An 18,463-nucleotide genomic window follows, 5' to 3' on the forward strand; every position below is an offset into this window, starting at 1 on the left:
CTGCCGCTAAGGGGTTGATGGCGCGCGGGTCGCCTCGCGCCGGAGTTGTTTAGGCCAGAGTTGGGACCAGAGACAAGGTCACTCCGCGGCCGCAGGCGTCGTCAGGACGTCCTCGACCGGCGGCGGCTCCCGGTTGGGCGCCTCGCTGCTCTCGCCCATCCTCGCCAGTTTCTCGCGCGCCGCCTCGGCCTCGCGCTGCCTGTTCCACATGCCGGCATAGAGGCCGCCCTGCGCGAGCAGGTGCGCGTGGGTGCCGCGCTCGGCGATCCGGCCCTGGTCGAGCACGATGATCTCGTCGGCGCCGACGATGGTGGAGAGCCGGTGCGCGATCACGAGCGAGGTGCGGTTCTTGGCGACACGGTCGAGCGCCCCCTGGATCTCGTGTTCGGTATGGGTGTCCAACGCCGAGGTCGCCTCGTCCAGCACCAGGATCGGCGGCGCTTTCAGCACGGTGCGCGCAATCGCGACGCGCTGCTTCTCGCCGCCGGACAACTTCAAGCCGCGCTCGCCGACCTGGGTCTCATAGCCCTTCGGCGCCATGCGGATGAAATGGTCGATCTGCGCGAGGCGTGCCGCCTGCTCGACTTCGGCATCGCTGGCGTCCCAGCGGCCGTAGCGGATGTTGTAGCGGATGGTGTCGTTGAACAGCACGGTGTCCTGCGGCACCATGCCGATCGAGGCGCGCAGCGAGCTCTGCGTGATTTCCCGGATGTCCTGACCGTCGATCAGGATCTTTCCGCCGGAGACATCGTAAAGGCGGAACAGGAGGCGCGAGATGGTCGACTTGCCGGCGCCGGACGGGCCGACGATCGCCACCGTCTTGCCGGCCGGCACCTCGAAGCTGATGCCCTTGAGGATCGGCCGCGCCGCCTCATAGGCAAAACGGACGTCTTCGAAGCGCACCGTGCCTGCCGAGACCACCAGCGGCTTGGCACCGGGCGCGTCCTTGATCTCGGCCTCGCGCCCCAGCACGTTGAACATCTTCTCGATGTCGATGATCGCCTGCTTGATCTCGCGATAGACCATGCCCATGAAATTGAGCGGCTGGTAGAGCTGGATCATCATCGCGTTGATCAGCACGAAATCGCCGACCGTGTTGCGCCCCTGGCGCACGCCGATCGCACACATCAGCATGGTCGCGGTGAGCCCCAGCGTGAAGATCACGGCCTGGCCGGTGTTGAGCACCGCGAGCGAGGTGTAGCTGTGGACGCTCGCCTCCTCGTAGCGCGCGACCGAACGGTCGTAGCGCTGCGCCTCGCGCGCCTCGGCGCCGAAATATTTCACGGTCTCGTAGTTGAGCAGCGAGTCGATCGCCTTGGTGTTCGCCTCGGTGTCGGAATCGTTCATGTTGCGGCGGATGCCGATCCGCCACTCGGTCGCGATGTAGGTGTAGTACATGTACACCGCGACCATGATCAGCGTCGCGACCACATAGCGCCAGTCGAACTGCCAGAACAGCACGGCCATCAGCAGCGAGACCTCGACGATGGTCGGGATCAGCTGCAGGATCACCATGCGCACGATGACCTCGATGCCCTCGCGGCCACGCTCGAGCACACGCGTCAGGCCGCCGGTCTTGCGCTCGAGGTGAAAGCGCAGCGACAATTCGTGCATGTGGACGAAGGTGATGGCGGCGAGCTTGCGCACCGCATGCATGGCGACGCGCGCGAAGATGCCGTCGCGCCACTGCGTCAGCACCGCCATCAGGATGCGCATTGCGCCGTAGCTTGCCGTCAGCAGCAGCGGCGAGGCGATCACCCAGAGGTGCCAGTTGTCGGGTTGCACCGGCGCAGTGTTCGCCCCGGTCAGCGCATCGGTTGCCCATTTGAAGCTGAACGGCACGGCCAGCGTGATCAGCTTGGCCGCGAGCAGGAGCACCATCGACCAGATCACGCGCATCTTCAGGTCGAAGCGGTCGCTCGGCCATATATAGGGCCACAGATGCGCCAGCGTCCCGATCAGGGTGGCCCGTTCCGGCGATGTGGTAGCCGCGTCAGGCGCGGCAGCGCCGGCGGGCGAATGAGGGTGATCCATCGAGAAGCCTGGAGGCCCGCCGGATGCGGGCCCGTTGAGATTTGCGATTTTCGCTCGTCATATAGAGACTTCTGGGCGTCAGCGCATCCCGCTAGGAACCGATTCTTGCATTGTTTGTCGTCATTTACCGGTAGATTTCCGGGGGCGGCGAATCACCGATTGGACTTGACGCCCTTTCGCTGCAATGCATCATGGCACCAATGAGCACTATCAAAACCGTCTGTGTCTATTGCGGCTCCGGCCCAGGAACCAATCCCCGCTTCATCGAAGGCGCCAAGGCGTTCGGCAAAGCGCTCGCCGAGAACAGCGTCCGCCTCGTCTATGGCGGCGGCTCGCTCGGCCTGATGGGCGCGGTCGCGACCTCCGTGCTTGATCACGGCGGCACCGTCACCGGCATCATCCCCGACTTCCTGCGGATGCGCGAGAACGCGCTGACGCGCGTGCAGGAGATGATCGTCACCCCCGACATGCACGAGCGCAAGCGGCTGATGTTCGAGCGCTCCGACGCCTTCGTGGCACTGCCGGGCGGCGTCGGCACGCTGGAAGAACTCGTCGAGCAGCTCACATGGAAGCAGCTCGGCCGTCACGCCAAGCCTGTGCTGCTCGCCAATATCGATAACTTCTGGGAGCCACTGTTCTCGCTGTTGTCGCACATGCGCCAGACGCAGTTCATCCGCGACGGTCTCAAGGTCGACATCCTCAAGGCCGATCGTGTCGAGGAGATCCTGCCGAAGCTGAAATCGGCGGCGGCCCAGGTCGCCGAGGCGGAAAAGGATCTCGCGCCGGAAGTGGCGCGGCGGCTCTAGCGCCCTACTCCGCCGGAAACGTCACCGCCTCGATCCGGTTACCGTCGGGATCGACGACGAAGGCCGCGTAGTAACGCACGCGATCGTGTGGGCGGATGCCGGGCGCACCGTCAGAGGCACCGCCCGCCGCAAGCGCCGCGGCGTGAAACGCATCGACCTCGCTCGTCGTCTTTGCCCGCAGGCAGATGTGCACGCCGCTCTCCGGCGGCACGCGCGGCATGCCCTCGCGCAGATTGATCCAGAATTCCGGATAGGTCTTGCCGAAGCCGACCGTCCGCGGCCGCGTGACGAGCCGCGTGAGCCCGAGTGCTGCGAGGGTTGCTTCGTAGAATTTCGCCGAGCGTTCGAGGTCGCTGACGCCGACGGAGATGTGGTCGATCATGTCTGCCCCTCCTCCCGTCCTTGCGAGCGAAGCGAAGCAATCCAGAGTGTATCCGCGGAGACAGTCTGGATTGCTTCGTCGCTTCGCTCCTCACAATGACGATGTTTGTGGCGCCGCCGTCCCTTAAGCCGGCGCGCCCGACTTCACGAGCTTGTAGATCACCGAATCCATCAGCGCCTGGAACGAGGCGTCGATGATGTTCGGGGACACGCCGACCGTGGTCCAGCTGTCGCCGTTCTCGTCCTCGCTTTCGATCAGGACGCGTGTGACCGCGCCGGTGCCGCCATTGAGGATGCGCACGCGGTAGTCGATCAACTTCAGCCCCTCGATGTATTTCTGGTACTTGCCGAGGTCCTTGCGCAAGGCGACGTCGAGCGCGTTGACGGGGCCGTTGCCTTCGGCCGCCGAGATCAAATGCTCGCCGGCGACGTCGACCTTCACCACGGCCAGCGCCACGGTGACGCGCTCGCCGAGCGCGTTGTAGCGCTGCTCGACATTGACGTCGAACTGCTCGACCTCGAAATAATGCGGCACCTTGCCGAGCGTGCGGCGCGCCAGCAGCTCGAACGAGGCGTTGGCGGATTCGTAGGCGTAACCCGCCGCCTCGCGCTCCTTCAATTCCTCGACCAGCCGCGTCAGCTTCGGATCGCTCTTCTCGTAAGCAATGCCGGCGCGGTCGAGCTCGGCGATGACGTTGGAGCGCCCGGCCTGGTCGGACACCAGCACCTTGCGGTGGTTGCCGACCGATTCCGGCTCGACATGCTCGTAGGTCTGGGGGTCCTTCAGCACGGCGGAGGCGTGGATGCCGGTCTTGGTGACGAAGGCGCTCTCGCCGACGTAGGCAGCGTGCCGGTTCGGCACGCGGTTGAGCATGTCGTCGAGCGTGCGCGAGACTTTCACGAGGCTCGCCAGCTTCTCGTCCGTCACACCGATCTCGAAGACGTCCGAAAATTCCGTCTTGAGCTTCAAGGTCGGGATCAGCGAGCAGAGATTGGCGTTGCCGCAGCGCTCGCCGAGCCCGTTCAGCGTGCCCTGGATCTGCCGTGCGCCGGCACGCACCGCGGCCAGCGAATTCGCCACCGCCTGCTCGGTGTCGTTATGGGCGTGGATGCCGACGTGATCGCCGGGGATGTGCTTGATCACCTCGGTGACGATGGCCTCGACCTCATGCGGCATGGTTCCGCCATTGGTGTCGCACAGCACCACCCAGCGCGCGCCGGCCTCATAGGCCGCCTTGGCGCAGGCGAGCGCGAAGCTCGCGTCTTCCTTGTAGCCGTCGAAGAAATGCTCGCAGTCGAGCATCACCTCGCGGCCCGCAGCCTTCGCCGCGCTGACGCTGTCGCGGATCGAGGCGAGATTCTCCTCCTTCGTCGTCTCCAGCGCAACGCGCACCTGATAGGCGGAGGATTTTGCCACGAAGCAGATCGCATCGGCTTTGGCCTCCAGCAGCCCGGCGACGCCGGGATCGTTGGAGACCGAGCGCCCTGCCCGGCGCGTCATGCCGAAGGCGGTGAAGCGCGCATGGCTGAGCTTCGGTTTGGCGCCGAAGAACTCGGTATCGAGCGGATTGGCGCCAGGATAGCCGCCCTCGACATAGTCGATACCGAGCTCATCCAGCATCTGGGCGATGACCTGCTTGTCGGCCAGCGTGAAATCGACGCCGTTGGTCTGCGCCCCGTCGCGCAGCGTGGTGTCGAACAGATAGAGGCGCTCCTTGATCATTGCGCTGCTCCGAGCGTCTTCTTCATGGTGGTGTTGGCGAGCCACTCGTCATTGACGGTGACACTGTTGCGTTGCTGGGCGGCGTAGCCGCGCTTGGCGAAGAAGCCCTGCGCGGTGTCGCTGGCATCGACCGTCAGGCTCTTCGCGCCGCGGCTGCCAGCAAGCTTCTCCAACGCATCGACCAGCATGGTCGCAATGCCCTGCCCGCTGACCGCCGGATGCACATAGAGCATGCGGATGTGATCGTTGCCGCGCAGCGAAGCGAAGCCCACCGGCGAGCCGTCCAGCGTCGCGATCAGCGTCAGGTCGGAAGCGAGCTGGCGGCCGAACTCCTCGTCCTCCGCCGCCATCATCCAGGCTTCCTGCTGTGCCTCGTTGTAGTCGTCGCCGGTCAGTTCCTCGATGCTGGCGGCAAAGATCGCGGCAAGCATCGGCACGTCGGCCGGCAGGAAGGGACGCAAACCGGGCTTTGGGAGCGCTTGTGCCATCACGCGAGCTCCCAGGTCGTCACCGGCTTGCCGTCGGCATCCTTGCCGTCCTTGAGCACGACGCCCTTGGCGACGAGCTCGTCGCGGATGCGATCGGACTCCTTGAAATCTTTTCGCGCACGCGCTGCGGCGCGCTCCGCGATCAAGCGATCGATCTCGGCTGCGTCAACGCCGCTCGCCTGCCGCTTCCGGCCCTCCCACTGCGCCGCGCTCTCAGCAAGGAAGCCGAGCAGACGCAGCGATGCCGCAAGACCTCCCCCATCTGACGAATTGCGAAGACCATGCAGCGCCGCGATCGTCAGCGGCGTGTTCAGGTCGTCGAGCAGCGGTTCGATCACGGAGGCCGCCGGCCTGGAAGGCTCAGCGTCGGCCGCAAAACGATACCAGTCGTCGAGCGTCTTCGCGCTCTCCTCCAGCGACTTCATGGTCCAGTCGATCGGCGAGCGGTAATGCGTCTTCAGCATGTTGAGGCGCAGCACTTCGCCCGGCCAGTCCGCGAGCAAGTCGCGGATGGTGATGAAGTTGCCGAGGCTCTTCGACATCTTCTCGCTCTCGACCTGAAGGAAGCCGTTGTGCATCCAGTAGTTCGCCATGCGCGACTGGTGGAAGGCGCAGCAGGTCTGCGCCACCTCGTTCTCGTGGTGCGGAAACACCAGATCGATGCCGCCGCCGTGAATGTCGAAATGCTGACCGAGATGCTTCCAGGCCATGGCCGAGCATTCGACGTGCCAGCCCGGACGGCCCTGCACCTTGATGCCGGCCGGCGACGGCCATGACGGCTCGCCGGGTTTGGACGGCTTCCACAGCACGAAGTCGGTTGCATCGCGCTTGTAGGGCGCGACGTCGACGCGGGCTCCGGCAATCATCTCGTCGAGCGATCGCTTCGACAGCGCACCGTAGCGCGGCAGCTCGGAATTGGCCGCATTCATCGCCTGCGGCGAGAACAGCACGTGATCCTCGGCGGCATAGGCAAAGCCGCCGGCGATGAGCTTTTCGATGATCTCGCGCATCTCGCCGATATGCTCGGTCGCGCGCGGCTCCACGCTCGGCCTGAGCGCCTGAAGCGCATCGACGTCAGCATGAAACTGCCGGCCCGTCTCCTCGGTGACCTTGCGGATCGCCTCGTTCAGCGGCAGGCCGGGGAAATCCCGTGCGGCGCGGTCGTTGATCTTGTCGTCGACGTCGGTGATGTTGCGGACGTATTTGACATGCGCCTCGCCATAGAGATGGCGCAGCAGCCGAAACAGCACGTCGAACACGATCACCGGCCGCGCATTGCCGATATGGGCGAAGTCATAAACGGTCGGTCCGCAGACATACATGCGGACATTCTTGGGATCGAGCGGCACGAACGGCCGCTTGTCCTTCGTCAGCGTATCGTAAAGGCGCAATTCCATATGGACACCCATCGGCTGTTGGCCGGGCGTCCAGTGCTCTCAATGGTTTTGAGAAAAGACGGCTCCAGCCAGCGAATCGCTAGCTCGTAATCTCGCAAATGGCGCAAATGGCGAGGAGACCGTTCATGCGGGAACATATGGGCCACGAAGGGGCCTCGCGTCAAGAGAGCCGCGAAAATGCCGTCTTCTCTCCGCAAAGCGCGCCCGCCCCGCCTTGATGGTTCATCATCCTTAACCTTTTGAGCCTATTCGAGAGCTGGCGGTTCCCCCAGCCTCCGGTGCATCATGCGATCCCTGCTCGCGCTCCTCTCCAGTGCCTTCATCGTGGGTGCGACCGCTGCATCGGCCGAGACCCGCGTCTTCATCATCAATAATCAGGCTGACGGCTACGGCATCGACCAGTGCCTCGCCAAGGGCGAGAAATGCGGCGCGCAGGTCGCGCGCACCTATTGCCAGTCGCGGGATTTCGCCCAGGCCTCGGCCTACCGCCGGGTCGATCCCGATGAAATTACCGGGTCCGTCCCCAAATCCGGCGCAAACTGCCCCCATGGCCATTGCGACGAATATGTTGCAATCACCTGTCAGCGCTGAATTCGCTCGGAGCTGGCGGACTTTAGGCCCCATCTGCGCCCGCGAAACGACGTGACGATGCCCCTGGAAGCGGGTATTGGAGGGCGCGCTTCGGCCCCCACCGTCCGTGGGGCCGCGACCTCGCTAGAATGGCGGATATGCCTGAATTTTTGTCCCTGTCTCGCTCTCGTTCCCTCCTTGCCAGTGCCGTGCTTCTGAGCGCGCTCGCGCTCGCCAATGACGCATTCGCCCAAGCCGGTCCGCCCGGACCGCCGCCTCCGCCCGCGCAGGGCGGGCTCGGGCCGAATCCGATGTGCGCGCGCCTGGAGGGACAGCTCGCCGCGCTCGACCGCGGTGGTGGCGGCGGCGACCCAGCACGCGAAGACCAGATCCGCCGCTACCAGGATTCCCAGACCCGCCAGCAGGCCGAGCTCGACCGCGTCACCATGCAGGCCAAGCGCATGGGCTGCGATTCCTCCGGCTTCTTTTCGCTGTTCAACGGCCAGTCGGCGCAATGCGGTCCGGTCAACACCCAGATCCAGCAGATGCGCGCCAACCTGGACCAGATCACCGCCAATCTCGAACGCCTTCGCGGCGGCGGTCCTGGCGGCTTCAGCCCTGAGCGCGACAACCAGCGCCGATCGGTACTGCTTGCGCTCGCGCAGAACAATTGCGGCCCGCAATATGCCAACGCGGCGCAGTCGCAGGGCGGCAACTTCCTGAGCAATTTGTTCGGCGGCGGCAACAGCGCCAACAATCCTCCCGGCGCGCCGCCGCCCGCCGATCTCGGCCCGCAGTCCGGCACTTACCGCACTGTGTGCGTGCGCACCTGCGACGGCGCCTATTTCCCGATCTCATTCGCCACGGTGCCGGCGCGCTTCCCCGACGACGAGAAGACCTGCAAGGCGCTGTGCCCGGCCGCGGACGCCTCGCTCTATGCCTACCGCAATCCCGGGGAGGACATGAACTCGGCCGTCTCCGTCAGCGGCCAGCCCTACACGGCTTTGCCGACCGCGTTCAAATTCCGCAGCGAGTTCAATCCGTCCTGCTCCTGCAAGGCCGCGGGCCAGAGCTGGGCCGACGCGCTGAAATCGGTCGACGACAAGGCTGCCGCCGAACAGCAGGGTGACATCATCGTCACCGAGGAGAGCGCCAAGAAGATGCAGCAGCGGCTTAGCAAGGGCACGCCTGCCAACGCCAAGAAGGGCGCGACGCCGGCGCCGACCACCGCCACCGCGCCGGCCGCAGCACCGCCCGCGGATACGGGAACGGCTGCGAGCTCCGAGAACAAGCCGATCCGCTCGGTCGGGCCCGCCTTCCTGCCGCAGCAGCAGAAGTAGGCAGGCATTCTCCGTCATGCCCCGCGAAGGCGGCCGCCAGGTGCGGCCGTTTCGCTGTTACTGCTCGCCCTCGCGGCTCCACGGGAAGAGATTGGCCGGAAAGTCCGCTGCATAGCGCTTTCCCTTCGCCGGCGGCGGGGGCTCGTCCGGTGGATTCGGATTCGGCTCGACCACCCGCCGATAGAGGTGCCAGGTGGCATGACCGAGCACCGGCAGAACGACAGCGAGGCCGACGAAGAACGGCAGCGAGCCGATCACGAGCAGCGCCGCCACGATGAGGCCCCAGGCGGCCATCGCAACCGGATTCGCCGCCACCACTCGCAGCGAGGTGCGGATCGCATCGATCGCAGTCGCATGCCGGTCGAGCATCAACGGAAATGACACGACGCTGACGCACAGGGCTACAACCGCAAACAGGAAGCCGACACCGCAGCCGACGATGATGAGCGACCAGCCTTCGGGCGTCGTCAGCACGCGCGTTGCGAAGTCAGGAATGCTTGCAGCCGGCGCGTGGCCGAAGATCGTGACGTAGATTGCGTTCGCGACGCCGATCCAGGCCCCGAACAGGACGAGCAGGAGCACGCCGAGCTCGAGCATGGCGCCGAACGACGGTGCGCGCAGCACCTTGATCGCGTCCCATGCATCGACCTCCTCGCCGCGCTCGCGGCGGCGGCTGAGTTCGTAGAGACCGATCGCGGCGAAGGGACCGATCAAGGCAAACCCGGCAGCCAGCGGAAACAACAGCGGCAGCACCGAATAGCCGAGCACCATCCTGAACAGGACGAGACCAAGAACCGGATAGATCACGCAAACGACGATCGCGTGGCTTGGCATCGCCTGGAAATCCTCCCAACCCAGGCGCAGCGCCTCGGTCAGGTCGGACAAACCGACCTTGCGAATGGGATAAGAGGCCGCCTCGCCGAATATGTGCCGCCTGATGAGGTCGTGGGAGTACAGAGTGGCCATGAACGCACCCTCCCGTGCTGAAAATCGCGGTGTCGATCACACGCGCTTTCCAGCCACGCGTGTCCGCCTCACGAGCGAGAAACGCGAAGGGCCGAGTACGGTAACCCAGGTTCAGCGAAACGAGCCTGGCCGGACGGAACCCGTCGCGACCTGCCTCGCAAGCTTAGCGCGCACGGGGCACGGCCGCACTCACGGTTGGGTGAATTGTGCATCTGCACAGATTGTGCGTTGCGTCACCCAAGACGCCGCCACCAGTCCCGCGCAACTGACACTTCTTGCCGGGCGACATCAGCGCTCACGCCACATCAGCACGCCTACATGCTCTATTGACGCCGGGTTAGGCTGGTATCATTTTAGACACAGACGCCCTCAGCGCCGATGATTGGTGGTCGCGACCGTTCTTTTGATTTCGCGACCGGTGAAATGGGCGAGGCAACAGGCCGGCGATGGCATAGATGCCAACCAAGAAAGGCCAGCCATCGCGACAGACATGAGCTCCGCCCTGGATTCGTATCCGCAGCCTTTGATGGCAAGGATGGATCAGGATGGTTGTCGCACTGATACTGCTTCTGGTCGCGATCGGCTCGGTGCTGTTTCACCTCTACAGCCCGTGGTGGTGGACGCCGATCGCCACGAACTGGGCCTATATCGACCACACCATCAACATCACGTTCTGGATCACGGGCTTCGTCTTCGTCGCCGTCATCGCCTTCATGGCCTATTGCGTCTTCCGCTTTCACCACAAGGAGGGAAGACGGGCCGACTACAATCCGGAAAACAAGCGGCTCGAATGGTGGCTGAGCGTCGGGACCGGCGTCGGCGTCGCGGCGATGCTGGCGCCCGGTCTCGTGGTCTGGCACCAGTTCGTGACCGTGCCCGCGGACGCCACCGAGGTCGAGGTCATGGGCCAGCAATGGCAATGGAGCTTCCGCCTTCCGGGCAAGGATGGACGGCTCGGCACATCCGATGTCCGCAACATCGGATCCGACAATCCGATGGGACTCAATCGCGACGATCCGCATGCGCAGGACGATGTCGTGATCGAGAACGCCGACCTGCACCTTCAAGTGGGAAAGCCGGTCAAGGTTCTCCTCCGCTCGGTTGATGTCCTGCACGATTTCTACGTGCCCGAATTCCGGGCCAAGATGGACATGGTCCCGGGCGCGGTGACCTATTTCTGGATCAAGCCGATCCGGACCGGAACGTTCGATGTTCTCTGTGCCGAGCTGTGTGGCGCGGCTCATTATCAGATGCGGGCCAAGGTCATCGTCGACGACGAGCGTGAGTATCACGCCTGGCTGGAGCAACAGAAGACGTTTGCGGAATTGTCGGCTGGAAAAGCCGTCGTGAAGGCGACGTACCAATCCGGCGGCAAGTAGCAAGGTGCCGCCGCGAAGATAGATCGGGTGCGTGAGGCCAACTCGTCGCCCCCGATGGAAACGACCGAGGAGGTTTTTCTATGGTCGATATTCCATATGAAGGGATCGCTGGCATCCCGCCTGCCGAAGTACCTGATGTCGAGCTCTATCATCCGAGGAGCTGGTGGACACGGTATGTCTTCTCGCAGGACGCCAAGGTGATCGCCGTTCAGTACGCGCTGACAGCCTCGGCCATCGGGCTGGTGGCCCTGGTGCTGTCCTGGCTGATGCGGCTGCAGCTGGGATTCCCCGGCACCTTCTCTTTCATCGATGCCAACCAGTACCTCCAGTTCATCACCATGCACGGCATGATCATGGTGATCTACCTGCTCACCGCATTGTTCCTGGGCGGCTTCGGCAACTACCTGATCCCGCTGATGGTCGGCGCCCGGGACATGGTCTTTCCCTATGTGAACATGCTGAGCTACTGGGTCTACCTGCTCGCGGTCCTGGTGCTGGCCTCGACATTCTTCGTGCCCGGCGGGCCCACCGGCGCCGGCTGGACGCTGTACCCGCCGCAGGCAATCCTCTCCGGAACGCCCGGGCAGGATTGGGGCATCATTCTCATGATGTCGTCCCTGATCCTGTTCATCATCGGCTTCACCATGGGCGGGCTGAACTATGTGGTCACGGTGCTGCAGGCGCGCACCCGCGGCATGACGCTGATGCGTCTTCCCCTCACGGTGTGGGGCATCTTCACGGCGACCGTCATGGCGCTTCTGGCATTCCCTGCACTCTTCGTTGCCTCGGTCATGCTGCTGCTCGACCGTCTCTTGGGAACCAGCTTCTTCATGCCCTCGCTCGTCGAGATGGGCACGCTGTCGAAATATGGTGGCGGCAGCCCGCTGCTCTTCCAGCACCTGTTCTGGTTCTTCGGCCATCCCGAGGTCTACATCGTCGCCCTGCCCGCGTTCGGCATCGTCTCCGATCTGATCAGCGCGCATGCGCGCAAGAACATCTTCGGTTACCGCATGATGGTCTGGGCGATCGTCGCCATCGGCGCGCTCAGCTTCATCGTGTGGGCGCACCACATGTATGTGAGCGGCATGTTCCCGCAGTTCGGGTACTTCTTCGCCACCACGACGCTCATCATCGCCATCCCCACCGCGATCAAGGTCTACAACTGGGTGCTGACCCTGTGGCGCGGCGACATTCATCTCAGGGTGCCGATGCTGTTCGCGCTCGGCTTCATCATCACCTTCGTGAACGGCGGGCTCACCGGCCTCTTCCTCGGCAACGTCGTCGTCGACGTGCCGCTCTCGGATACGATGTTCGTGGTCGCGCATTTTCACATGGTGATGGGCGTGGCGCCGATCATGGTCGTGCTCGGGGCGATCTATCATTGGTACCCCAAGGTCACGGGGCGGATGCTGAACGACGTCCTCGGCAAGTTTCACTTCTGGGTCACCTTCCTCGGCGCCTACCTGATCTTCTTCCCGATGCACTATCTTGGACTGCTCGGGGTCCCGCGCCGGTATTTCGAACTCGGCGACGCGGCATTCATCCCGCCCTCGGCCCACTCACTGAACGCCTTCATCTCCATCGTGGCCCTGACCGTCGGCTTCAGCCAGATGGTGTTCCTGTTCAATCTCGCCTGGAGCCTGTTCAAGGGGGAGGCCGCAGGCGGCAATCCGTGGCGCGCGACGACGCTGGAGTGGCAGACGCCGGAGACGCCCCCGGGGCACGGCAACTGGGGCAAGGAGCTCCCGGTCGTCTACCGCTGGGCCTATGACTACAGCGTGCCCGGCGCCGCGGAGGACTTCATTCCGCAGAACCAGCCGCCGCGCGCGACGCGGCTCGTTCAGGGAGCTGCTTCGTGAGCGCCATCATCCTGTTCCTGACTGTGATCGCTCTCATCGCCGGATGGTGGCTGTCGCAGCAGCGGCTGACGGCCAAGCCCTGGCTGGAGGAAGGTCCGGCCGGTGACTTCCCCGGCGGCGATGCCATGACCTGGCCGGCAGCGAAGATCGGACTTGGCGTGTTTCTCGCCGTCGCGAGCGCGTTGTTCGTCCTCTTCATCAGCGCCTACTCGATGCGCATGAACGTGGTGGACTGGCGGGCGCTGCCCGTGCCGCGGCTGCTGTGGCTCAATACGGGCGTCCTGGTCCTGAGCAGCGTCGCGCTGCAATGGTCGTATATGGCCGCGCGGCGAGACGACGCTGACGGCGTCATGGTCGGCCTGCTCGCGGGCGGCGTAGCTGCCGTGATTTTCCTCGCCGGGCAGCTCCTGGCCTGGCAGCAGCTCAACGCGGCCGGATATTTCGTGGCGTCCAATCCGGCCAATTCCTTCTTCTACCTCTTGACCGCAGTGCACGGGCTACATCTGACGGGCGGCCTGGTGGCGCTGGGCCGAACCTCAGCCAAGGTGTGGCGTGGCGCTGGGATCGCCGACCTGCGCTTGAGCGTGGAGCTGTGCACCATCTACTGGCACTTTCTGCTGTTGGTCTGGCTTGTCCTGCTCGGGCTTCTCACGGGCTGGACCGACAATTTCGTCGACATCTGTCGCCAATTGCTGAGTTAGGGAGGCGAGATCAGATGACTGAGACCGTGCTGACTAATCCGGGCCAATCGCCTGCACGTCTTGAAGGCTTGCGCGGCATCGCCGCCGACTGGGCTTCCGATCAGCGCGCGTTCAAGAACGTGTCCTGGGGCAAGGCCATGATGTGGATCTTCCTCCTCAGCGACACCTTCATCTTCAGTTGCTTCCTGCTCTCCTACATGACGGCGCGCATGTCGACGACCGTGCCGTGGCCCAACCCCAGCGAAGTCTTCGCGCTCAACTTCGGCGGCAAGCACATTCCGCTGATCCTGATCGCCATCATGACCTTCATCCTGATCAGCAGCAGCGGCACGATGGCGATGGCCGTCAATTTCGGCTACCGCCGCGATCGCGTCAGAACCGCAGCCCTGATGCTGGCCACGGCAGCCTTCGGCGCAACCTTCGTCGGAATGCAGGCCTTCGAATGGACCAAGCTGATCATGGAGGGCGTCCGGCCCTGGGGCAATCCGTGGGGCGCGCCGCAGTTTGGTGCGAGCTTCTTCATGATCACCGGCTTCCACGGCACCCACGTGACGATCGGTGTGATCTTCCTGATCGCCATTGCGCGGAAGGTCCTGCGCGGCGACTTCGACGTCGAAAGGCGCGGCTTCTTCACCAGCCGCAAGGGCTATTACGAGATCGTCGAGATCATGGGCCTGTATTGGCACTTCGTCGATCTCGTGTGGGTGTTCATCTTTGCACTGTTCTATCTTTGGTGAGGTCGGCGCATGACAAACGCGGCGGTACACATGGAAGGCCAGCTCCACGCTCCGGCGCACGGCGCAGTCGCAACAGCAGCCGTGCCCGCCAAGGGGCAGCAGCACCCGATCAAGCTCTACCTCGTGGTCTGGGGCTGGCTGTTTGTCCTCAGCACGTGCTCCTACCTTGTCGACTACTTTGGCCTGCAGGGCTATCTCAGGTGGTCGCTGATCCTGCTGTTCATGGTGTTGAAGGCCGGCCTGATCGTGGCCGTCTTCATGCACATGGCCTGGGAGCGGCTGGCCCTGGCCTATGCCATCCTGGCGCCGCCGATCGCGGTGCTGGTGTTTGTGACGATCATGGTGCTCGAATCCGAATACACCCACTTGCTTCGGGTGCTGTTCTTCGGAACCCCGTCGTAGCGCTGGCAGGCCCAGTCTCCGAGGTCACCCCTCGAACGCGTCGATCGAGGCGCGGCTGCCGCGCGAGACCAGCGTCTCGTCGGGCGCGGGCAGCGGCGCGCCCTTGTCGCGGAAGCGGTTGGTGATGGGATAGCGGCGGTCGCGGCCGAAATTTTTCCGCGTCACCTTCACGCCGGGCGCGGCCTGGCGGCGCTTGTATTCGGCGACATTGAGGAGATGCTCGATATGCACGACCATCTCGCGCGCAAAGCCCGCTGCGATGATCTGGTCCAAAGGCTCCTCGCGCTCGACCAGACGCTCCAGGATGGCATCGAGCACATCATAAGGCGGGAGCGAGTCCTGATCGGTCTGGTTCTCGCGCAGCTCAGCCGTCGGCGGGCGCGCGATGATGTCGGGCGGGATGACCTCGCCCGCGGGCCCGAGCGCGCCGTCCGGCTTCCATTCATTGCGCAGCGCCGCCAGCCGGAACACCTGGGTCTTGTAGATGTCCTTGATCGGATTGAAGCCACCGTTCATGTCGCCATAGAGCGTGGCGTAGCCGACCGACATTTCCGACTTGTTGCCGGTGGTCACCACCATCAACCCGGTCTTGTTGGAGATTGCCATCAGGAGCGTGCCGCGGGTGCGGGCCTGAAGATTCTCCTCGGTGATATCGGGCGGCAGATTCTTGAAGATGCCGGAGAGGATGTTCTCGAAGCCGTTTACGGCTTCCGCGATCGGCAGCACCTCGTAGCGGATGCCGAGGTGGCCCGCGAGTTCGCCGGCATCGGCGATCGATGTCGCTGCCGTGAAGCGGTAGGGCAGCATCACGCCATGCACCTGATCCGCGCCGAGCGCGTCGACCGCGATCGCTGCGCATAGCGCGGAATCGATGCCGCCGGAAATGCCGAGCAGCACGCCGGGAAAGCCGTTCTTGGCGACGTAGTCGCGCAAGCCGAGCACGCAGGCGGCGTAGTCGCCCTTGTCGCCTTCGGGCAGTTCGACGATCGGACCCGTGCAGCGCCAATCGTCGCCATTCTTGCCAAAGCGCAGCGTGGTGATGCTCTCCGCAAACGCCGGCAGTTGCGCGGCGAGCGAAAGATCGCCGTTGAGTGCGAAGGAGGCGCCGTCGAACACCAGCTCGTCCTGGCCGCAGACCTGGTTGAGATAGACCAGCGGCAGGCCGCTTTCGGTGACCCGCGCCACCGCGACCGACAGGCGCACGTCGCCCTTGTCGCGGGCGTAAGGCGAGCCGTTCGGCACCAGGATGATCTCCGCCCCGGTCTCGGCGAGCGTCTCGACGACGTTCTCGTAGTCCTCGGACTCTTCGAGCCAGATGTCCTCGCAGATCGGCACGCCGATCCGCACGCCGCGCACGGTCACGGGGCCCGCTGCGGGTCCGCGCGCGAACAGGCGCTTCTCGTCGAACACGCCGTAATTCGGCAGGTTGCATTTGAAGCGCAGCGCGGCGATGCGCCCGCCGTCGAGCAGCGCGCAGGCATTGTAGAGCCTGCCCTCCTCGACCCAGGGCGTGCCGACCAGCAGCGCCGGGCCGCCATCGGCGGTCTCGCGCGCAAGGCTTTCGATCGCCGCGCGGCAGGCGGCCTGGAAGGCCGGCTTCTGCACCAGGTCTTCCGGCGGATAGCCGGCGATGAACAATTCCGGAAACAGCACGAGGTCGGCGCCATCGGCCACGGCCTGCGCCCGCGCAGCGCGCACCTTCGCGGCATTGCCGTCGATGTCGCCCACCGTCGGATTGAGCTGGGCGAGCGTGACCGCGAATTCTTTGAGACGTTCGGTCATGGGCGCCACGCTCCGCTTCTGTCGCTAGACGAAACCCAACCGCTCGACGAGGGCGAAGATCCAGAATGCACCGGCCATCAGCAGCGCCACGCCGACGGCGGCCGAGCCCATGTCCTTGACCCGCCCGATCTGCTTGTCGTGGTCCATGGTCAGGCGGTCGGCGAGCTTTTCGATCGCGGTATTGAGCAGCTCGACCACCAGCACGAACGCGACCGCGCAGACCAGCTCGACCGCGCGCATCGCGGTCGCGCCGATGAACCAGGCGACCGGCAGCGACACAAGGAGCGCAAAGATTTCCTCGCGGACGGCCTGCTCCGAGCGGAATGCGAAGGCCAGTCCGTTACGGGAATTGATCGTGGCCTTCCAGAGCCGGAGCAAGGTCTCAAAGCCCCGCTGCGGTCGGTATCGGCTTGACCTTGCCGGCGCGTTCCTGCTTGAGCAGCTCCGCGACCAGGAAGGCCATGTCGATGGATTGTTCGGCATTGAGGCGGGGATCGCAGACCGTGTGATAGCGGTCGTTGAGATCCTCGTCCGTGATCGCGCGGGCGCCGCCGAGGCACTCGGTGACGTCCTTGCCGGTCATCTCCAGATGCACACCGCCGGCATGGGTGCCTTCGGCCGCGTGAATGGCGAAGAACGATTTCACCTCCGAGAGGATGCGGTCGAAGGGGCGCGTCTTGTAGCCGGTGGTCGAGGTGATGGTATTGCCATGCATGGGATCGCAGGACCAGACCACCACCCTGCCCTCGCGCTTCACGGCGCGGATCAGGTTCGGCAGATGCTCGGCGACCTTGTCGGATCCGAAGCGGCCGATCAGCGTCAGCCGGCCCGGCTCGTTATCGGGGTTGAGCACGTCGATCAGCTTCAACAGCTCGTCGGCCTTGAGCGACGGGCCGCACTTCAGGCCGATCGGGTTCTTGATGCCGCGGAAATATTCGATATGGCCGTGGTCGAGCTGGCGGGTGCGGTCGCCGATCCAGATCATGTGGCCGCTTGTCGCGTACCAGTCGCCGGTGGTGGAGTCGACGCGGGTCATGGCCTGCTCGTAGCCGAGCAGCAGCGCCTCGTGACTGGTGTAGAAGTCGGTTGAGCGGAGCTCGGGATGGGCTTCCAGATCGAGGCCACAGGCGCGCATGAAGTTGAGCGCGTCCGAGATGCGGTCGGCCAGCTCCTTGTAGCGGCGGGACTGCGGAGAATCCTTCAGGAAGCCGAGCATCCACTGATGCACGCTGCCGAGGTTGGCGTAGCCGCCGGTGGCGAAGGCGCGCAGCAGGTTCAGCGTCGCCGCGGACTGCCGGTAGGCCATCAGCTGACGCTGCGGATCCGGAACGCGCGCTTCCTTCGTGAACGCGATGTCGTTGACGATGTCGCCGCGATAGCTCGGCAGCTCGACGCCGCCCACCTTCTCGGTCGGCGAGGAGCGCGGTTTTGCGAACTGGCCGGCGATGCGACCGACCTTCACCACGGGAACCGCGCCGGCATAGGTCAGCACGACCGCCATCTGGAGCAGCACGCGGAAGAAGTCGCGGATGTTGTTGGCGCCATGCTCGGCAAAGCTCTCGGCGCAGTCGCCGCCCTGGAGCAGGAAGGCCTCGCCGGCCGAGACCCGGGCAAGCGCCTTCTTCAGGTTGCGCGCCTCGCCCGCGAACACCAGCGGCGGAAAGGTCGCAAGCTGCGCCTCGACGTCGGCCAGCGCCTTGGCGTCGGGATAGTCGGGCACCTGTAGCACCGGCTTGCTGCGCCAGCTCTCGGGCGTCCACCGCTCGGACATCGCAATCTCTCCGTGAAGCAAAAAGTACAACCTGATCTGTGGGTTGCGAAGGGCCGCCTTATACACAGGCTGGTAACCGACCGCCAGTTGTAAATCAGTTTCGCATTGCAACCTCTTGCGAGAAAAG

17 protein-coding genes are annotated in these 18,463 nt (G+C 64.5%); 8 read left to right on the top strand and 9 right to left on the bottom strand.

Annotated features, from left to right (window positions below; genetic code table 11):
• Nucleotides 1-78 precede the first annotated feature (78 nt).
• The gene (locus tag K289_RS0111840) at nt 79-2,034 is read right to left on the bottom strand and encodes an ABC transporter ATP-binding protein/permease (RefSeq protein ID WP_027551706.1); all 1,956 of its coding nucleotides are present in this window, start codon (nt 2,032-2,034) and stop codon (nt 79-81) included.
• A 200-nt stretch (nt 2,035-2,234) separates the two neighbouring features.
• Between K289_RS0111840 and K289_RS0111845 the strand changes: the two genes are divergently transcribed.
• Nucleotides 2,235-2,840: a TIGR00730 family Rossman fold protein gene (locus K289_RS0111845; RefSeq protein ID WP_027551707.1), complete on the top strand. Its 606-nt coding sequence runs from the start codon at nt 2,235-2,237 to the stop codon at nt 2,838-2,840.
• 4 nt (nt 2,841-2,844) lie between these two features.
• On the opposite strand, the gene K289_RS0111850 is transcribed toward K289_RS0111845, so the two are convergent.
• The 4 genes from K289_RS0111850 to cysS all read right to left on the bottom strand — a co-directional run bounded on the left by K289_RS0111850 (nt 2,845) and on the right by cysS (nt 6,829).
• Nucleotides 2,845-3,222 (bottom strand): VOC family protein, encoded by a 378-nt coding sequence (locus tag K289_RS0111850; RefSeq protein ID WP_027551708.1) that lies wholly within the window; start codon nt 3,220-3,222, stop codon nt 2,845-2,847.
• Between the two features lie 123 nt (nt 3,223-3,345).
• Nucleotides 3,346-4,944 carry a citramalate synthase gene (gene cimA, locus K289_RS0111855; RefSeq protein WP_027551709.1) on the bottom strand — a complete coding sequence of 533 codons (1,599 nt, stop codon included), beginning with the start codon at nt 4,942-4,944 and terminating at the stop codon, nt 3,346-3,348.
• Entirely contained in the window at nt 4,941-5,432 is a 492-nt protein-coding gene (locus K289_RS0111860; RefSeq protein ID WP_027551710.1) for a GNAT family N-acetyltransferase, read from the bottom strand. Before K289_RS0111860 ends, cimA begins: the two co-directional genes overlap by 4 nt.
• Complete coding sequence (cysS, locus tag K289_RS0111865) at nt 5,432-6,829, bottom strand: cysteine--tRNA ligase (protein ID WP_027551711.1); 1,398 nt, start codon at nt 6,827-6,829, stop codon at nt 5,432-5,434. Before cysS ends, K289_RS0111860 begins: the two co-directional genes overlap by 1 nt.
• A 285-nt stretch (nt 6,830-7,114) precedes the next feature.
• On the opposite strand from cysS, the gene K289_RS0111870 reads away from it, so the two are divergent.
• Both K289_RS0111870 and K289_RS0111875 read left to right on the top strand, forming a co-directional pair.
• A complete protein-coding gene (locus tag K289_RS0111870; protein ID WP_027551712.1) occupies nt 7,115-7,420 on the top strand; it encodes a hypothetical protein in 306 nt (101 codons plus the stop codon).
• 128 nt (nt 7,421-7,548) lie between these two features.
• Nucleotides 7,549-8,739 (top strand): DUF2865 domain-containing protein, encoded by a 1,191-nt coding sequence (locus K289_RS0111875; RefSeq protein ID WP_027551713.1) that lies wholly within the window; start codon nt 7,549-7,551, stop codon nt 8,737-8,739.
• Between the two features lie 57 nt (nt 8,740-8,796).
• Here the strand turns inward: K289_RS0111875 and K289_RS0111880 are convergent, their stop codons facing one another.
• On the bottom strand, nt 8,797-9,705 hold the full coding sequence (locus K289_RS0111880; RefSeq protein WP_027551714.1) for a DUF2189 domain-containing protein: 909 nt from the start codon (nt 9,703-9,705) through the stop codon (nt 8,797-8,799).
• A gap of 545 nt (nt 9,706-10,250) precedes the next feature.
• Here K289_RS0111880 and K289_RS0111885 point away from each other — a divergent pair.
• From K289_RS0111885 to K289_RS0111905, 5 genes are all read left to right on the top strand, one after another.
• Nucleotides 10,251-11,084, top strand: a complete 834-nt coding sequence (locus tag K289_RS0111885; protein WP_027551715.1) for a cytochrome c oxidase subunit II — start codon at nt 10,251-10,253, stop codon at nt 11,082-11,084.
• Between the two features lie 80 nt (nt 11,085-11,164).
• Nucleotides 11,165-12,943 carry a cbb3-type cytochrome c oxidase subunit I gene (locus K289_RS0111890; RefSeq protein ID WP_027551716.1) on the top strand — a complete coding sequence of 593 codons (1,779 nt, stop codon included), beginning with the start codon at nt 11,165-11,167 and terminating at the stop codon, nt 12,941-12,943.
• The gene (locus K289_RS0111895) at nt 12,940-13,644 is read left to right on the top strand and encodes a cytochrome c oxidase subunit 3 (protein WP_027551717.1); all 705 of its coding nucleotides are present in this window, start codon (nt 12,940-12,942) and stop codon (nt 13,642-13,644) included. Before K289_RS0111890 ends, K289_RS0111895 begins: the two co-directional genes overlap by 4 nt.
• 14 nt (nt 13,645-13,658) lie before the next feature.
• A complete protein-coding gene (locus K289_RS0111900; protein WP_027551718.1) occupies nt 13,659-14,381 on the top strand; it encodes a heme-copper oxidase subunit III family protein in 723 nt (240 codons plus the stop codon).
• Between the two features lie 9 nt (nt 14,382-14,390).
• Nucleotides 14,391-14,783 carry a cytochrome C oxidase subunit IV family protein gene (locus K289_RS0111905; RefSeq protein ID WP_027551719.1) on the top strand — a complete coding sequence of 131 codons (393 nt, stop codon included), beginning with the start codon at nt 14,391-14,393 and terminating at the stop codon, nt 14,781-14,783.
• A 24-nt stretch (nt 14,784-14,807) separates the two neighbouring features.
• On the opposite strand, the gene K289_RS0111910 is transcribed toward K289_RS0111905, so the two are convergent.
• From K289_RS0111910 to K289_RS0111920, 3 genes are read right to left on the bottom strand one after another with little or no spacing between them, the layout of a single operon-like run.
• Complete coding sequence (locus tag K289_RS0111910) at nt 14,808-16,565, bottom strand: NAD+ synthase (protein WP_027551720.1); 1,758 nt, start codon at nt 16,563-16,565, stop codon at nt 14,808-14,810.
• Nucleotides 16,566-16,589: 24 nt separating this feature from the next.
• Nucleotides 16,590-16,943, bottom strand: coding sequence for a diacylglycerol kinase (locus tag K289_RS0111915; protein ID WP_027551721.1), 354 nt, complete (start codon nt 16,941-16,943; stop codon nt 16,590-16,592).
• A 4-nt stretch (nt 16,944-16,947) separates the two neighbouring features.
• Nucleotides 16,948-18,336, bottom strand: coding sequence for a class II 3-deoxy-7-phosphoheptulonate synthase (locus tag K289_RS0111920; protein ID WP_027551722.1), 1,389 nt, complete (start codon nt 18,334-18,336; stop codon nt 16,948-16,950).
• Between the last annotated feature and the right edge of the window lie 127 nt (nt 18,337-18,463).

The organism is Bradyrhizobium sp. Cp5.3, assembly GCF_000426265.1.
In the GTDB taxonomy this organism is placed as follows: domain Bacteria; phylum Pseudomonadota; class Alphaproteobacteria; order Rhizobiales; family Xanthobacteraceae; genus Bradyrhizobium; species Bradyrhizobium neotropicale.

Excerpts from the sequence above, each read along its gene's own strand:
- K289_RS0111840 (WP_027551706.1), bottom strand. The coding sequence starts at position 2,034 with ATGGATCACCCTCATTCGCCCGCCGGCGCTGCCGCGCCTGACGCGGCT.
- K289_RS0111845 (WP_027551707.1), top strand. The coding sequence starts at position 2,235 with ATGAGCACTATCAAAACCGTCTGTGTCTATTGCGGCTCCGGCCCAGGA.
- K289_RS0111850 (WP_027551708.1), bottom strand. The coding sequence starts at position 3,222 with ATGATCGACCACATCTCCGTCGGCGTCAGCGACCTCGAACGCTCGGCG.
- cimA (WP_027551709.1), bottom strand. The coding sequence starts at position 4,944 with ATGATCAAGGAGCGCCTCTATCTGTTCGACACCACGCTGCGCGACGGG.
- K289_RS0111860 (WP_027551710.1), bottom strand. The coding sequence starts at position 5,432 with ATGGCACAAGCGCTCCCAAAGCCCGGTTTGCGTCCCTTCCTGCCGGCC.
- cysS (WP_027551711.1), bottom strand. The coding sequence starts at position 6,829 with ATGGAATTGCGCCTTTACGATACGCTGACGAAGGACAAGCGGCCGTTC.
- K289_RS0111870 (WP_027551712.1), top strand. The coding sequence starts at position 7,115 with ATGCGATCCCTGCTCGCGCTCCTCTCCAGTGCCTTCATCGTGGGTGCG.
- K289_RS0111875 (WP_027551713.1), top strand. The coding sequence starts at position 7,549 with ATGGCGGATATGCCTGAATTTTTGTCCCTGTCTCGCTCTCGTTCCCTC.
- K289_RS0111880 (WP_027551714.1), bottom strand. The coding sequence starts at position 9,705 with ATGGCCACTCTGTACTCCCACGACCTCATCAGGCGGCACATATTCGGC.
- K289_RS0111885 (WP_027551715.1), top strand. The coding sequence starts at position 10,251 with ATGGTTGTCGCACTGATACTGCTTCTGGTCGCGATCGGCTCGGTGCTG.
- K289_RS0111890 (WP_027551716.1), top strand. The coding sequence starts at position 11,165 with ATGGTCGATATTCCATATGAAGGGATCGCTGGCATCCCGCCTGCCGAA.
- K289_RS0111900 (WP_027551718.1), top strand. The coding sequence starts at position 13,659 with ATGACTGAGACCGTGCTGACTAATCCGGGCCAATCGCCTGCACGTCTT.
- K289_RS0111905 (WP_027551719.1), top strand. The coding sequence starts at position 14,391 with ATGACAAACGCGGCGGTACACATGGAAGGCCAGCTCCACGCTCCGGCG.
- K289_RS0111910 (WP_027551720.1), bottom strand. The coding sequence starts at position 16,565 with ATGACCGAACGTCTCAAAGAATTCGCGGTCACGCTCGCCCAGCTCAAT.
- K289_RS0111920 (WP_027551722.1), bottom strand. The coding sequence starts at position 18,336 with ATGTCCGAGCGGTGGACGCCCGAGAGCTGGCGCAGCAAGCCGGTGCTA.